General features: G+C 62.8%; 14 protein-coding genes. 7 read left to right on the forward strand and 7 right to left on the reverse strand.

Annotated features, from left to right (window positions below):
• Position 1: 1 nt before the first annotated feature.
• Positions 2-922, reverse strand: a complete 921-nt coding sequence (gene glyQ / locus AC1DS5_RS15185; protein WP_477719090.1) for a glycine--tRNA ligase subunit alpha — start codon at positions 920-922, stop codon at positions 2-4.
• A gap of 79 nt (positions 923-1,001) precedes the next feature.
• Complete coding sequence (locus AC1DS5_RS15190) at positions 1,002-1,970, reverse strand: LysR family transcriptional regulator (protein ID WP_477719091.1); 969 nt, start codon at positions 1,968-1,970, stop codon at positions 1,002-1,004.
• A 160-nt stretch (positions 1,971-2,130) separates the two neighbouring features.
• Between AC1DS5_RS15190 and AC1DS5_RS15195 the strand changes: the two genes are divergently transcribed.
• A complete protein-coding gene (locus tag AC1DS5_RS15195) occupies positions 2,131-2,880 on the forward strand; it encodes an SDR family oxidoreductase (protein WP_477719092.1) in 750 nt (249 codons plus the stop codon).
• A gap of 76 nt (positions 2,881-2,956) precedes the next feature.
• Here AC1DS5_RS15195 and AC1DS5_RS15200 read toward each other — a convergent pair whose 3' ends face one another.
• On the reverse strand, positions 2,957-3,988 hold the full coding sequence (locus tag AC1DS5_RS15200) for an asparaginase (protein ID WP_477719234.1): 1,032 nt from the start codon (positions 3,986-3,988) through the stop codon (positions 2,957-2,959).
• A 250-nt stretch (positions 3,989-4,238) separates the two neighbouring features.
• Here AC1DS5_RS15200 and AC1DS5_RS15205 point away from each other — a divergent pair, with 250 nt between their 5' ends.
• Positions 4,239-5,147: a LysR family transcriptional regulator gene (locus AC1DS5_RS15205; RefSeq protein ID WP_477719093.1), complete on the forward strand. Its 909-nt coding sequence runs from the start codon at positions 4,239-4,241 to the stop codon at positions 5,145-5,147.
• 39 nt (positions 5,148-5,186) lie between these two features.
• Here the strand turns inward: AC1DS5_RS15205 and lnt are convergent, their stop codons facing one another.
• Together lnt and AC1DS5_RS15215 are read right to left on the reverse strand one after the other, a co-directional pair.
• A complete protein-coding gene (gene lnt / locus AC1DS5_RS15210; RefSeq protein ID WP_477719235.1) occupies positions 5,187-6,842 on the reverse strand; it encodes an apolipoprotein N-acyltransferase in 1,656 nt (551 codons plus the stop codon).
• 48 nt (positions 6,843-6,890) lie between these two features.
• Positions 6,891-7,745: an HlyC/CorC family transporter gene (locus AC1DS5_RS15215; protein ID WP_477719094.1), complete on the reverse strand. Its 855-nt coding sequence runs from the start codon at positions 7,743-7,745 to the stop codon at positions 6,891-6,893.
• A gap of 301 nt (positions 7,746-8,046) precedes the next feature.
• On the opposite strand from AC1DS5_RS15215, the gene AC1DS5_RS15220 reads away from it, so the two are divergent.
• Positions 8,047-8,370: a hypothetical protein gene (locus tag AC1DS5_RS15220; RefSeq protein ID WP_477719095.1), complete on the forward strand. Its 324-nt coding sequence runs from the start codon at positions 8,047-8,049 to the stop codon at positions 8,368-8,370.
• 65 nt (positions 8,371-8,435) lie between these two features.
• Here AC1DS5_RS15220 and AC1DS5_RS15225 read toward each other — a convergent pair whose 3' ends face one another.
• Positions 8,436-9,173, reverse strand: coding sequence for an N-acetyltransferase family protein (locus tag AC1DS5_RS15225; protein ID WP_477719096.1), 738 nt, complete (start codon positions 9,171-9,173; stop codon positions 8,436-8,438).
• A 257-nt stretch (positions 9,174-9,430) separates the two neighbouring features.
• Positions 9,431-9,904 carry an Lrp/AsnC family transcriptional regulator gene (locus AC1DS5_RS15230; protein WP_011485093.1) on the reverse strand — a complete coding sequence of 158 codons (474 nt, stop codon included), beginning with the start codon at positions 9,902-9,904 and terminating at the stop codon, positions 9,431-9,433.
• 193 nt (positions 9,905-10,097) lie between these two features.
• Between AC1DS5_RS15230 and hppD the strand changes: the two genes are divergently transcribed.
• The 4 genes from hppD (at position 10,098) to AC1DS5_RS15250 (ending at position 14,852) form a co-directional block, all read left to right on the forward strand.
• Positions 10,098-11,237: a 4-hydroxyphenylpyruvate dioxygenase gene (gene hppD / locus AC1DS5_RS15235; RefSeq protein ID WP_477719097.1), complete on the forward strand. Its 1,140-nt coding sequence runs from the start codon at positions 10,098-10,100 to the stop codon at positions 11,235-11,237.
• An 82-nt stretch (positions 11,238-11,319) separates the two neighbouring features.
• Positions 11,320-12,093 (forward strand): transporter substrate-binding domain-containing protein, encoded by a 774-nt coding sequence (locus AC1DS5_RS15240; RefSeq protein ID WP_477719236.1) that lies wholly within the window; start codon positions 11,320-11,322, stop codon positions 12,091-12,093.
• Positions 12,081-12,965 carry a phenylalanine 4-monooxygenase gene (phhA, locus tag AC1DS5_RS15245; RefSeq protein ID WP_477719098.1) on the forward strand — a complete coding sequence of 295 codons (885 nt, stop codon included), beginning with the start codon at positions 12,081-12,083 and terminating at the stop codon, positions 12,963-12,965. The genes AC1DS5_RS15240 and phhA overlap by 13 nt, the downstream gene beginning before the upstream one ends.
• A 138-nt stretch (positions 12,966-13,103) precedes the next feature.
• The gene (locus AC1DS5_RS15250) at positions 13,104-14,852 is read left to right on the forward strand and encodes an adenylate/guanylate cyclase domain-containing protein (RefSeq protein ID WP_477719099.1); all 1,749 of its coding nucleotides are present in this window, start codon (positions 13,104-13,106) and stop codon (positions 14,850-14,852) included.
• Positions 14,853-14,868 lie beyond the last annotated feature (16 nt).

Below are 14,868 nucleotides of genomic sequence, written 5' to 3' on the forward strand. Positions count from 1 at the left end.
CTCACGCCGCCTTCTTCGTCATCTGTTCCACCCACTCGCGGGGCGCCATCGGAAAGCCGAGCCGTTCGCGGCTTTCATAGTAGCTCTGTGCCACGGCACGCGCCAGGTTGCGGATGCGGCCGATGTAGGCGGCGCGTTCCGTCACCGAAATCGCGCCCCGGGCGTCCAGCAGGTTGAAGCTGTGCGCGGCCTTCAGCACCTGCTCGTACGCGGGCAGGGCCAGTTGCACGCCAATCAGGTGTTTGGCCTGCTTTTCATGCGCCGTAAAGGCGGTGAACAGGAAGTCAGCGTCGCTGTGCTCGAAGTTGTAGGTGGACTGCTCCACCTCGTTTTGCTTGTAGACGTCGCCATAGCTCAACTTCTCGCCCGCCGGGCCTTCGGTCCACGTCAGGTTGTAGACGTTGTCCACGCCCTGCAGGTACATGGCCAGGCGCTCCAGTCCGTAAGTGATCTCGCCGGTGATGGGCTTGCAGTCGATGCCGCCGACCTGCTGGAAGTAGGTGAACTGCGTCACTTCCATGCCGTTGAGCCAGACTTCCCAGCCCAGGCCCCAGGCGCCGAGCGTGGGGTTTTCCCAGTCGTCCTCGACAAAGCGGATGTCGTTTTTCTTCAGATCAAAACCGAGGGCTTCCAGCGAGCCGAGGTACAGCTCCAGGATGTTGGCCGGTGCGGGTTTGAGCACCACCTGGTACTGGTAGTAGTGCTGCAGGCGGTTGGGGTTCTCGCCATAGCGGCCGTCCTTCGGCCGGCGGCTCGGCTGCACGTAGGCGGCCTTCCACGGCTCGGGGCCCAGCGCTCTTAAAAAAGTAGCAGTGTGTGACGTTCCGGCGCCGACTTCCATGTCATAGGGCTGCAACAGGGCGCAGCCCTGGGCATCCCAGTAGGACTGCAGCTTCAGGATAATTTGCTGGAAAGTGAGCATAGGAGTGTTGGTGACAAAGGCGCGGCGCCTGCTTCGGCGCCGCGGGTAGCGACAACTGACGTGGCAATCGCTAAACCGTTCATTTTACGCGGCGATGACGGGCCGCCCGGGCAGCCGCCTTCTCCGGCACTCCCGGCCCCGGCGGGACTTCCCACGCAGGGGCGGGCCGGAACGCCTCCACCAGAAAATCCACCATGACCCGGACCTTGGCGCTCAGGTGACGGCGGCTGGGGTAGACGGCCAGCACGTCGATGTCAGGCATGCGGTAGCCGGGCAGCAGGGCAACCAGCCGCCCGGCCCTCAAATCGTCCCCGATCAGGAAGGCCGGCTGCCAGATGACGCCCTGCCCGGCAATCGCCGCTTCGCGCGCCGTGTCGCCGTTATTGGCATGCATGACGTAATTGACCTTGACCATGTGCGGCCGGCCCGCGTCATCCACAAAATGCCATTCGTTGGCGGTGGCCGCATAGGTATAGCCGAGGCACCGGTGCCCCACCAGGTCTGCGGGCTTTTCGGGCTGCCCGTGCGCTTTCAGGTAGGCGGGTGAGGCGCAGACGATGTTGCGGGACGTCGCCAGCTTGCGCGCCGCATGGGAGGCCGACCCGGCGCGTGAGATGCGGATGGCCAGGTCATAGCCCTCTTCCACGATATCCACCACGCGGTCGCTCAGCGCAATGTCCAGTTCCACCTCGGGATAGCTCTGCATGAAGTGCGGCCACAGCGGCGCCAGGTGCCGGATGCCAAAACTCACCGGCGCATTGATGCGCAAGCGCCCGCGCGGCTGCAGGGTGGCCGACGAGGCCAGCGCCTCGGCATCGGCGACTTCTTCCAGGATGGATTTGCTACGCTCGTACAGCGCCTCGCCGCTTTCCGTCAGAGACAGCTTGCGCGAGCTGCGATTGAGAAGCCGCGTGCTCAAGTGGGCTTCCAGCTCATTGATGTAGCGCGTGACATTGGCCGGGGAGGTGTCGAGGGCGTCGGCGGCACGCGTGAAGCTGCCCCGGCTCACGACGGAGGCGAACACCTCGAAAGCACGCAAGCGGTCCATCACACCCCCCAAACATTCATAAAAGCTGAACGATTAAACCACTTTTCAGGCCTTCCTCCAAGCGAAGGTAAATCCTACAGTTCATCCATCGGCGGGCACATCGCCCACCGACTTCCTCCACACCTCCTCCAGACCTCCTCACACAACCCAAGGAATCATCATGCGGAACTTTGACAACAAAACCGTACTCGTCACCGGCGGCAGCAGCGGCATCGGCCTGGCCACCGCGCTGCAATTTGCCCAACAGGGCGCACGCGTCATCATCACGGGCCGCGACCAGGCCGCGCTGGACCGGGCTCGTGCCGAGCTCGGCGCCAACGCAGTGGCCCTGCGCCATGACGCCGGTGATATCCACGCCGCCAAAGCCCTGGCGGCCAACCTGAAGGAGCAGGGCATCACACTGGACGCGCTGTTCGTCAACGCCGGCGTGGCGAAATTCGCGCCCCTCGAGGCCGTTGAAGAAGACCTCTGGGACCAGACCTTCAACACCAACGTCAAGGGCGCCTTCTTCACCATCCAGGCGCTGTCACCGTTGCTCAACACGGGCGCGGCCATCATCCTCAATGGCTCCATCAACGCCCACATCGGCATGCCGAACTCCAGCGTGTACGCCGCCAGCAAGGCTGCGCTGATTTCGCTGGCCAAAACGCTGTCGGGTGAACTGATCAGCCGCGGCATCCGCGTCAATGTGGTGAGCCCCGGCCCGGTGCAGACGCCGCTGTATGGCAAGCTGGGTGTGCCTGCCGACCAGCTCGATGCGCTGGCCGCCGGCATTCAGGCGCAAGTTCCGCTGAAACGCTTCGGCACGCCCGATGAAGTGGCCAGCGCCGTCGTGTACCTGTCGTCGCCGGCGGCAGCCTTCATTGTCGGCACCGAGCTGATCGTGGACGGCGGCATGAGCCAGCTCTGAGCAAGGCGAACCACAAAAAAAAAGGCGGTACCGCAAGGCCCGCCTTTTTTTACAACGGCGCGTGCCGCGTAACGAGTCAGTACTGCCAAAAAATCCGCTGCAGTTCCTTGCTGTCGAGGGTTTTGGTCATGGCCACCGCCGCCAGGATGCGCGCCTTCTGCGGGTTCAGGTCGTGCGCCACCACCCAGTCGTATTTGTCATCGGGCTGCTCGGCGTTGCGCAGCACAAAGCCATCGGGCACGCGCGAGGAGCGAATCACCTGGATGCCCCTGGCGCGCACATCCTGCAGCGCCGGCACGATGCGGTCAGCCACCGAGCCATTGCCCGTGCCGCCGTGGATCAGTGCCTTGATGCCTGACTTGCCCACGGCGTCCAGCGCGGTGCGCGAGACATTGCCGTAGCCATAGACAACTTCCACCGGCGCCAGCGTGTCGATCTCGTCGATGTTGAACTCCGACTGCAGGGTATGGCGCTTGACCGGCGCGCGGAACCAGTAGTTGTTGCCCTCCACCACCATGCCCAGCGGGCCCCACTGACTCTTGAAGGCCTCGGTCTTGATGTTGATGGTCTTGCTGACGTCGCGCCCGCTCTGGATTTCATCGTTCATGGTGACCAGCACGCCCTTGCCGGCGGCGTCCTTGCTGGCCGCCACGCTGACGGCATCAAACAGGTTCAGCGCGCCATCGGCCGACAGCGCCGTGCCGGGCCGCATGGAGCCGACCACCACGATGGGCTTGTTGGTGCGGATCACCAGGTTCAGGAAGTAAGCCGTTTCTTCCAGCGTGTCCGTGCCGTGGGTCACGACAATGCCGTCCACATCGGGCTGCTTCACCAGCGCCGAAATGCGCTTGCCGAGCTTGAGCAGGTTGTCGTTGGTAAAGCTTTCAGACGCAATTTGCGAGACCTGCTCGCCCTTGACGTTGGCCACGTTGGCCAGCTCGGGCAGGCCCGCCAGCAGCTTGTCGACGGGTACCTTGGCGGCGGCATAGGTGGCACTGTTGAGGGCGGACGCCCCGGCGCCGGCAATGGTGCCGCCCGTGGCCAGAATCACCACATTGGGCTTGGCAGCCTGCGCTGCGGCAAACGTGGCCAGCACAGCCAGCCCCATGCCCGCTACCAGCTTCTGGATGTTTAACTTGACTTGCATTTCGGTTGTTTCCTGATCATTGAATTAAGGCCAAGGCCAATGACGGCCAATTGGCAGGCAGCGCGGGCTTGTAGCCCGGGCTGTGCCACGATCTGTCCCCGGTCGCCGCGCTTCAGGGCGAAAGGTGGCTCATCGTAGCCACGGCAACCAGGCATGGCGATGCATAATCAGGCGCAGGGTATGAGCAAAACTCACACCCCCCTCCTACGCCATGAACCTCCGGCAACTTGAAGTCTTTCAGGCCGTCATGCAGGCCGGCAACATGAGCGCGGCCGCGCGCCTGATCTGCATCACGCCTTCGGCCGTCAGCAAGACCATTGCACACACCGAGCTCCAGCTCGGCTACAAGCTGTTCACGCGCGGCAAGGGCACGCTGGCCCCCACCCCTGAGGCCCGGGTGCTGTTCGACGAGTCGACCCTGATCCACCGCAAGCTCGATGAGCTCAAGCGCATTGCGCTCAATTTGCGGCAGCCTGACGATGGCCAGGTGCGGCTGGCCGCCATCCCCTCGATCAGCCATGAGTTTTTGCCGCTGGTGCTGGAAAAGCACCTGGCGCGCTATCCGCGCGTCAAGATTGAAGTGCGCACCCTGCACCAGGACCAGATGGTGCAGGCCCTGCTCACGCGCAGCGTCGACTTCGCCCTGGGCTACTACGAGCACCCGCACCCGCTGCTGACCAGCCAGATGCTGGTCAGGGGGCCGCTCTATCTGGCCGTGACGCGGGATGTCTGGCTGCGCGCGGTGCGTACGCGGCGCCTGAACCCGATGTCGTTTCTCGCCAGCATGCCGCTGATCCGGCTGGTGGGCGAAGACCCCATGTGCCAGTCGATTGACGAGCTGGCCGGCCATCTGGGGCTCACGGCGCCGGCCGGCCTGCAGGTGCACACCTCCCGGCTGGCGTTGGAACTGGTCAAGCGCGGCATGGGCTGGACGGTGGTCGACTTCCTCACGGCCAGCAACCTGGATCCGTCATCCATCAGTGCCGTGGCCCTGCATGACTTTGCACCGATTCCACTGCAGATGTACTTTGCAACCAGCACGCCACCGGGCCAGGACGCCTTGCGCATGCTGGGCATGCTGCCGGACTTGCTGCGCGGGGTGATGGCGTCCAGCCATTGAGCAGGCCGGATATCGCGTATCGCGTATCGAGAGAAGGGCTCAGCGGCGGCGCAGCACCAGCGCCAGCCCCACAATCCCCAGGCCCAGCGCCCACAGCGGCCACAAGCCATAGCGTGACACCCACCAGGCGTAAGGCGTGATGCCGCTGCGCCCCTGCACCTCGCCGACCAGCGCACCGCGCGTGTGGCGCGGCAGGGCATGGGTCACCTGACCGCGGTGGTCAATGATGACGGTGGCGCCGGTGTTGGTGGCGCGAAGCATCGGCCGGCTGAACTCCAGCGCCCGCATGCGCGAAATCTGCAGGTGCTGGTCAATCGCCACGGTGTTGCCAAACCAGGCAATGTTGCTGAGGTTGACAAACACGGTGGGCGCCAGCGCCGGATCGGTAAAGCGTGCGCCCAGCTCTTCACCAAACAGGTCTTCGTAGCAGATGTTGGGTGCCAGCCGCTGGCCCTTCCAGTCGAAGGAAGCCTGCCCCACGGCGCCACGGTTGAAGTCGCCCAGCGGGATGTTCATCATGTTGGTGAACCACCGGAACCCCGGTGGAATGAATTCCCCAAAGGGCACCAGGTGATGCTTGTCGTATCGGTAGGGCTCGGCGGGATGGGGCGATGAACCCGGTAATGAGCCCGGTAATGAAGCCGGTGATGCGCCCGCTGATGCAGCCGGCTTGAGTCCCACCACCGAGTTGGCGTAACCCGTCTGGAGATTGCCCAGCGGGATGCCGATCAGCGCGGCCTGCTCACCCGTGGCAAAACGCGACTGCACGGCCCGCCAGTAGCCGTCGGGCAGCTGTTGCGGCAGCAGGGGAATGGCCGTTTCAGGCGCGACCACCAGCGCGGTTTTGGCGTCGCGCAACTGCTCGCCGTACCAGCGCAGTGACGTGACCACGCCGGTCCCCGGCTGGAATTTTTCGTTCTGGGGAATGTCGCCCTGTAAAAGGGTGACGGGCAGGAGGGCGGACTGGTCTTTGCTGTAGGCCGCATCGGTGACCGGCAGCCACGCCACCGCAACGCTTGCAAAAACAAGGCTCAGCGCCGCCAGCCAGCGGGTCTTGCGCGCGCGCAGGCACATGGCCAGCAAGGCCGCCACCAGCGCGGCCAGAAAGCTCAGGCCATGCACACCCACCCAGGCCGCCAGCGGCCTGGCCCAGCCGTCCACATGGGCGTAGCCCGCTTCCCCCCAGGGAAAACCGGTGAACAGCTTCACCCGGGCCAGCTCGGCCAGCAGCCAGAGCGCGGCAAAAACAAGCGCGCGCTGCGCCCGCTGTGCGGGAGCCAGCACCACGAACAAGGCAGCGGCGGCGGCATAGTACAGCCCCAGAAACGCCGCGAGCAGCACAATGGCCAGCACCGTGAGCGGCGCGGCCAGGCCGCCGTACACATGCATGGAGATGAACAGCCACCAGAAGGTGCCGCACAGCATGGCGGTGCCAAACAGCCCGCCCAGCCAGGCGGCGCGCGCCCAGGAGCGGCAGCCGTCCAGCTGCGCGGCCAGCAGCGTCAGCGCCAGCAGCTGCAAGCCCCACAAGGGCTCGCCTTGCGCAAAGGCGAAAGGAAACGGCCATGCCAGGCTGGCGGCATGCACGCTGCCCGCCATCAACACAATGGCGACCTGGATCCAGGACAAGCGGCTGCGCGTGGGCGTCTGGCCAAAGTGCTGCAGCAGCGCCGGCAGGGTGGGCAGCGCGGACATCATGCTTTGAATTGAACTCGGCTCCATCGGTCTCTTTCTTCTGAGGGCTCAGGCCCTGGCCACAACAGGCGACACCTTGAACCAGCGCACGGCACCGCCTTTGGTGTGCAGCACCGTGAACTGCAACCCGGCCAGCGCGTAATGTTCGCCCCGCTTGGGCACATGGCCCATCTCGTGCGCCACCAGGCCGCCAATGGTGTCAAAGTCGGTTTCGGGCAGCGTCACCTCAAACGCTTCGTTGACGCGCTCGATCGAGGTGTCGCCGCTGACCCGGTAGGTGTGGTCCGAGAGCCCGAAGATGTCGCCCTCGTCCTCGGCGATATCGAACTCGTCCTCGATCTCGCCCACGATCTGCTCCAGCACGTCTTCAATGGTGATGAGGCCGGCGACGCGGCCGAACTCGTCGATGACGATGGCCAGGTGGTTGCGGTTGCCGCGGAATTCGCGCAGCAAATCATTCAGGCCCTTGCTTTCCGGCACAAACGCAGCCGGACGCAGCAGCGCCTTGATGTTGAGTTCGGGCGCGCGCTGCAGCTTGAGCAGGTCCTTGGCCATCAGAATGCCCAGGATGTTTTCCTTCTCGCCCTCGTAGACCGGAAAGCGCGAGTGGGCGGTGTCGATCACCAGATGCAGCAGTTCGTCGAAGGGCGCGTCGATGTTGATCACATCCATGCGCGGGGCCGCCACCATCACGTCACCGGCCGTCATGTCGGCCATGCGGATCACGCCTTCAAGCATTTCGCGGCTCTGGGCGCCGATGACTTCGTTGTCCTGGGCTTCGACCAGGGTTTCGATCAACTCGTCTTTGGAGTCGGGACCGGGGTGGAGCATTTCAGCGAGCTTCTGCAGAAAGCCGCGCTTGTCTTCCGGCCTGGAAGATCGACTGGGGGGGGTGTCGGACACGAAGGGTGTTCGGTAGTTGTGAAGCTGCCAAGGATAGCGCAATTCCCCGGCGTATCGGGCCATTCCGCCCTGCCGGCGCTTTCCGGCTGCTGCACCCGCGCCGTGCGGCGGCGCCAAGGGCAACTTTCCCACAGAAAGGCTGCCACCCCGTCACTTCAAAACAGCCACCTTTTCACTTGAATTCAAAGCCTGTTCGCAGGAATATCAAGCTGCCCGATCTGGCTTGTCCGCGGGTGCGATCCAGTGGTTGGTCAAGTGGGTTTTTGCAAGAACGGGCGACAGCCCTTTCGGAGGTCTTCAGATGAAAAACCTGACCTTGCTCAAATTTGGAATTTTCCTCATGTCCTGCTCTTTGAGTGCCCACGGTCAGCTCGGCAGGGAGGAGGTCGCCGGGCTGTCTGCCGAGCAGCTCAAGACGTCCTACCTGATGTGCGACCGGCGTGCCGCCCGCGAATTTCTTGGGTTTGCAGATGCAGTGGTTTGCTCCCACGTCTCGGAGGCCCTCAAGCACAAGGTCTTTGGCGGTGATTTCGACAAACTCATCGAATGGTGGCAGGCCCACAAGCTGTCGGAGCCCTGCGCCGTCTGCCCGCCGGAAAAAACAGAAGTCCCATTGAACGAATGATGGGGGCTCGGGGAGGGGCGGGGCTCGGAGCGGAGGGGACCCAAGCGGGGTTGCCCCCGCGTGCTCTACATCGGCATGCGGTCGCGCGAATCCCGCACGCCCTGCCGGACCTCCTGAAGCACGCCCAGGAAGTCCCAGAACTGCTTGGCCTGGACCTTGAGGCGGTAGTCGGTCTGGGCGATCTGCTCTTCAACCATTTCGGTCACGCGCGAATCCAGGTCGGCCGGCGGCAGCTTGAGGTAGGCCTCGCTCTCGGAGCCATCGCGCTCAATCGTGGCGCCGGCCTTGCGGGCAATCGTGAGCATGGCGGTGTTCTCGCTCAGCGCGTGGATGAACATCATGTTGACGCCGTCATTGCGGGCATGCATCACGGCGCGGTCAAACAGGCGCGCGCCATAGCCCCGGCCCCTTGCCTGGGCCTGCACCGAAACGCCAAACTCAGCGCAGCTCTTGAGCTCCGGGTCGGTCGAAAATGCCAGGTGAGCCATGGCAATCAATTGCAGTTTGCGGTTGTAGATGCCAAAAATCTCGTCACGCTCAAAGTCGAGCCCGTCCACGTAGCGGCGAATCTGCTCGTCGTTGGCCGCATAGCCAAAGCGCAGGTAGCGGTCATGCGCACTGAGCGCCAGCAGGTGCGTGGCGATGCGCTCGCCGTGGCTCGGTCCGATGGAGCGGATGGGCACCATGACCTGCGCCGCGGGAGAAACGGCCGGCGGGCGCGCTGCGCCCTCGTCCACGGGGGGGCGAAAGAACTCCTTGCCCGCGTGGAGGGAAGCCTTCAAAAGTGCGCTCGGTGTAACCATGGCTCAAATATAAGGGTTTTCCCTAGATTTTCCAGCTAAAAGGGCTTGGAAGCCCCTCAATAGGGAGGCCCACCAAAACCCACATCAAATTCGCCTTTTCCCAATAAACACGCCGGATGTCTGCCATCAAATTAATAGCAAATCCCGCCGTCGGCCTTAAAAATGTTGCACCGCAGCAACATTTACGACCGCTAAATGTCTGCCACCTCCCCAAAACCGCCGCTCCAGGCGTCCGGGCGGCTCACCTGGCCGCCCCGCTACAGCGGCACGGCCGTCGTCGCTTTCACCCGGTCCAGCACAAAACTGGTTTTGCAGTCCTGCACGCTGGGGTGCTTGAGCAGGGTGTCCATGATAAAGCGGCTGTAGTGAGCCATGTCTTGCACCACCACACGCAGCAGGTAGTCCATCTCACCCGTCAGGGCCGCGCACTCCACCACCTCCGGCCAGGTTTGCACGCTGGCACGAAACAGGTCCATGGGGTTGCGCTTGTGGCTTTCAGTGTGTTTTTCCAGCCGGACATTGAGGTAGGCAGTCAGTCCCAAGCCAACCGACTCGGGCTTGACCAGCGCCACATAGCGGTCAATAACCCCGGCCTCCTCCAGCCGTTTCACACGCCGCAATACGGCACTGGGGGAGAGGCTCACCTGCTCGGCGAGCTGGTCGTAGGTTGCCCGCCCGTCAGCTTGCAGGCTGCGCAAAATATGCCGATCAAGCTTGTCTAGTGTTTCCATTGCCTTAATTTTGCAGGTTTATTGCGTCAATGGCAACTTACACGCCCCAGTTTGCAATAAAAAAGACAGGCGGTGCCGCTAAAGTTGGTTGTTGAAGCCAGTGAATGAAACCCGCAAACACTCGGTAGCCAATAGCCCATCAGCAATAGCCAAGCCAAGCCAATAGTCAGTCGATATTTTTACGGAGACACGCATGAACGCACCCCTATCTTTCGAAACAGGCGCGGCCTGGGACAACCCCATGGGCACCGACGGTTTCGAGTTCATTGAATACGCCGCGCCCGACCCCAAGGCCATGGGCGCGCTGTTCGAGCGCATGGGCTTCAAGCCGATCGCCAGGCATCGCCATAAAGACGTGACGCTGTACCGCCAGGGCGGCATCAACTTCATCCTCAACGCCGAGCCCGATTCGTTTGCACAGCGCTTTGCACGCCAGCATGGCCCCAGCGTGTGCGCCATTGCCTTCAGGGTGCGGGATGCCAAGGCCGCGTACGAGCGCGCGATTGCGCTGGGCGCCTGGGGCTACGCCCACACCGCCGGCCCGGGCGAGCTGAACATCCCGGCCATCAAGGGCATTGGCGACTCCATCATCTATTTCATTGACCGCTGGCGCGGCAAGAACGGCGCCCGGGAAGGCGACATCGGCAACATCGGGTTTTACGATGTCGACTTCGAGCCCCTGCCGGGCGTGAGCGGCCCCGAGGCGCTGAACCCCGCCGGCCACGGCCTGACCTACATTGACCACCTGACGCACAACGTGCACCGCGGCCGCATGGACGAATGGGCCGGGTTTTACGAGCGGATGTTCAACTTCCGCGAGATCCGCTACTTCGACATCGAAGGCCAGGTGACCGGCGTGAAAAGCAAGGCCATGACCAGTCCCTGCGGCAAGATCCGCATTCCCATCAACGAAGAAGGCAATGAGAAAGCCGGCCAGATCCAGGAGTACCTGGACCGCTACCAGGGCGAAGGCATCCAGCACATCGCCATGGGCAGCGGCAATTTGCCTGCCACCGTGGACAAGCTGCGCGCCAGCGGCGTCAAGCTGCTGGACACCGTGGACACCTACTACGAACTGATCGACAAGCGCATTCCCGGCCATGGCGAGAATGTGGCGGAACTGCAAAAGCGCAAAATCCTCGTGGACGGCAAGAAAGGCGCGCTGCTGCTGCAGATCTTCAGCGAAAACCAGCTCGGCCCGATCTTCTTTGAGTTCATCCAGCGCAAAGGCGACGAGGGCTTTGGCGAAGGCAACTTCAAGGCACTGTTCGAGAGCATCGAGCTGGACCAGATGCGCCGCGGCGTTCTTTCCGCTGCGCAAGGTGCAAAATAAAACCTCGCCACACAACCACCGGAGCCTGACCATGCCATTTCGCTTTTCCTCAACCAGCCGCCTTCGCACATTCGCCCAAAACATGGCGCTGGCCGCAGCGGCCTGCGCGCCGCTGATCGCGCCCCATGCGTCCGCGCAAACGGCGCCGCCGGCGTCCAGCCTGGATGCCGTGCAGAAGGCGGGGGTGCTGCGTATCTGCACGCCGGGCGACTACAAGCCCTTCAGCTTCCAGAAGCCGGATGGCGCCTTTGAAGGCATTGACGTGGACCTGATGGCGTCGCTGACCGCCAGCCTGGGCGTGAAGCCCGAGTGGGTCAAGACCAGCTGGTCCAACCTGATGCCCGACATGGTGGCCGGCAAATGCGACATGGCCGTCGGCGGCATCTCGGTGACGACAGAACGGCAGAAGAAAGCGTTTTTCAGCACCGCCTACATGGTCAACGGCAAGACGCCGATTGCCCGCTGCGCCGATGTCGCCAAATACCAGACGGTGGCCGACATCGACAAGCCGTCCACCCGCGTGATCTTCAACCCCGGCGGCAGCAACGAGCGCTTTGCCCGCGCCAACTTCAAGCAGGCGCAGATGCGGATGAACCCCGAGAACCTGACGATCTTTGACGAAATCCTGGCCAACCGCGCGGATGTGTTCGTCACGGAATCGGCCGAGGCGATCACCCAGCAAAGGCTCAAGCCCGGGCTGTGCGCCATCAACCCGGACAAGCCCCTGCAATACGGCGAAATGGCGTATCTGCTGCCGCGCGGCGATGTCACGTTCAAGGCCTATGTAGACCAGTGGCTGCACCTGGCCAAAGCCAGCGGCGATTACCAGCGAGTGGAAGGCCAATGGCTGAAGTAAACACCCCCAGCCCCAGCCCCAGCCCGGCGGTCTACGGCGAGTCGGCTCGGCCACCGCGGGGCGACTATGCGCGCGGCGGCCTGGTCCAGGCCGACTACACCTGCCCGCAAAACTATGCCGCCTACACCGCCGCAGACCACGACATCTACCACCGTCTGTATCAGCGGCAGTCGGCGCTCGTGCCGGGCCTGGCCTGCGATGAATTCATCGCGGCGCTGCCCTTGCTGGGAGCGAAAGAGCGGATTCCGCGTTTTGAGGAAATCAACGACCGGCTGTACAAGGCCACTCGCTGGGAAGTCGTTGCCGTGCCGGGGCTGATCCCTGAAGTGCCGTTTTTTACCTTGCTTGCCAACCGCAAGTTCCCGGTGACCGACTGGCTGCGCACGCCGGCGGAGTTTGACTACATCGTCGAGCCCGACGTGTTTCACGACCTGTTTGGCCATGTGCCGCTGCTGTTCAACCCGGTGTTTGCCGACCACATGCAGGCCTACGGCGCCGGCGGGCTGAAGGCCCATGCCCTGGGCGCCTGCGAGCAGCTGTCGCGCCTGTACTGGTACACGGTCGAGTTCGGGCTGATCCGCCAGGCGAACGGCCTGCGGGCCTATGGCGCCGGCATCTTGAGCTCGTCCGGCGAGCTGGCCTACGCCGTACAAAGCCCCGAGCCCCAGCGGATTGCGCTGAATCTGCTGCGCACCATGCGTACGCGCTATAAAATCGATAGCTACCAGCAAACCTATTTCGTGATCGACAGCTTCCAGCAGCTGTTTGACATGACGGCGCCCGATTTCACGCCGCTGTATGCCCAACTCAAGACCCTGCCCGAGCTTGCGGCCAATGCGCTTTTGCCGGAAGATGTCGTAATTCAGCGCTGAAACAACAGTGCGCCGCACTCTGGAGGCGCACTCACCCATTCAATGTTTCGTTAGAGCGGTTCCTCCTCCAAAATGAGGAGGCGAATAATTGTTACACCGCTTACGATGTCTTCCTCTCTGATTGAACTCCCCCCTTTCATGCATCGCAGTACCAAGGTGCTGCTGGTGATGGATGTGGTGGAGTCAGTCAGGCTCATGGAACAAGACGAACATGACTTTGTACAGCGGTGGCAACAACTGGTGCAGCAGGCAGAACAGCAAATTTTGCCGCTGCATGGCGGGCGCATTGTCAAAAGCCTGGGTGATGGCCTGATGCTGGAGTTTGCCAATGCGCAAAGTGGTGTCCGGGCGGCCTTCGCCCTGCAGCAGTTCAGCCAGCAAGCCAACGCCGGCCTGCGCCCTGAGCAGCAGATGCACTTGCGCATGGGAGGCCATCTGGCCAGCTTTGTAGCGGACCAGCATGATATCTATGGCACCGATGTCAACCTGACGGCGCGCTTCGCCACGCTGGCCGGCCCCGGTGAACTGGTTGTCTCGGCTGATCTGCGCGACGGCCTGACCGCGGGGCTTGACGCGGACATTGAAGACCTGGGCGAGTGCCACCTGAAGCACGTCAAGGAACCCGTCCAGGCTTACCGTGTCGGGCCAGCAGGTCATGACCCGGTGGTGCACGCCAGCGACGCGGCACCGCCAGATTTTCGACCGACTGTGGCCGTCATTCCGTTTGAAGCCCGAAGCAATGAACCGGAACACTTTGTCATTGGTGAGCTCGTGGCCGATGGCATCATTGCCCAGTTGTCGCGCAGCGCCGACCTGCGTGTCATTTCCCGCCTGTCCACCACCGCATTTCGGGGACGGGCGAATGCGATGCCGGAAGTGGAGTCCCGCCTGGCGGCCTCTTTTGTTCTGTCGGGCAGCTATGTTGCCAGCGGCGGGAAAATCCTCATCATGGCCGAGCTGGCCGATGCCCGCAAAAACCAGGTCATCTGGGCTGATCGCCTGTCGGGCGACACCCTGGATTTGCTTCAAGCCCAAAGTGAGCTGGTCAACAACATCGCATCAGCGGCGAGCCGGGCCCTGATTGATACCGAAGTCCAGCAATCACTGGCGCAACCGCTGCCGCGGCTGGACAGCGGCGCACTTCTGCTCGGGGGCATTGCCCTCATGCACCGATCCTCTCTGCACGACTTTGACCGCAGCCGGCAAGTGCTGGAAGCCTTGCTGGAGCGGCACAACCGGGCCGCTACCCCGCGTGCCTGGCTGGCCAAGTGGTACACCATGCGGGTGATCCGGGGGATGAGCGACGAACCCGGAAAAGATACTCAGCTGGCACTTGAGCAGACGCGCAGAGCCTTGGATCTTTCCCCGGACAACGCTTTGTCTCTCGCGATTGAAGGCTACGCTAGATGCCAGTTGCTGGGCGAGGCAGAGGTTGCGCGGACTTGTATCGATCGTGCGATTGAACTCAATCCGAATGAGCCGTTGGGATGGCTCTATAAAAGCGTGTGGTCTTCGATGTGGGGTGGGGCAGCCGACTCTGTCACCGAGGCCGCTCACGCCTCGCAACTGTCGCCCATTGACCCGTTGAAATACTATTTTGACATGCTGCTCGCAGCGGCATTGCTTGCGAACAACGACCATCATGGCGCTATCGCACACAGCCTACAGTCGCTGCGTGCAAACAGGCAGCACTCACCAACACTGCGCGTTTTGTTAACCGCCCAGGTCGAGCTTGGATCGATTGACGATGCGCGTGTCACGTTGGGTCGCCTGCTCGCAGAAGAACCGCACTTGACGGTTTCGGGCTACTTGGCGATGGGCAGTGGACACAGTGTTACCAGAAAGCGGTGTGCCGCAGCATTAAGGCTGCTCAGCGTACCTGAATAAAGAAGTAAACATTACA

It is taken from the genome of Polaromonas sp. P4_H1, from assembly GCF_056400945.1.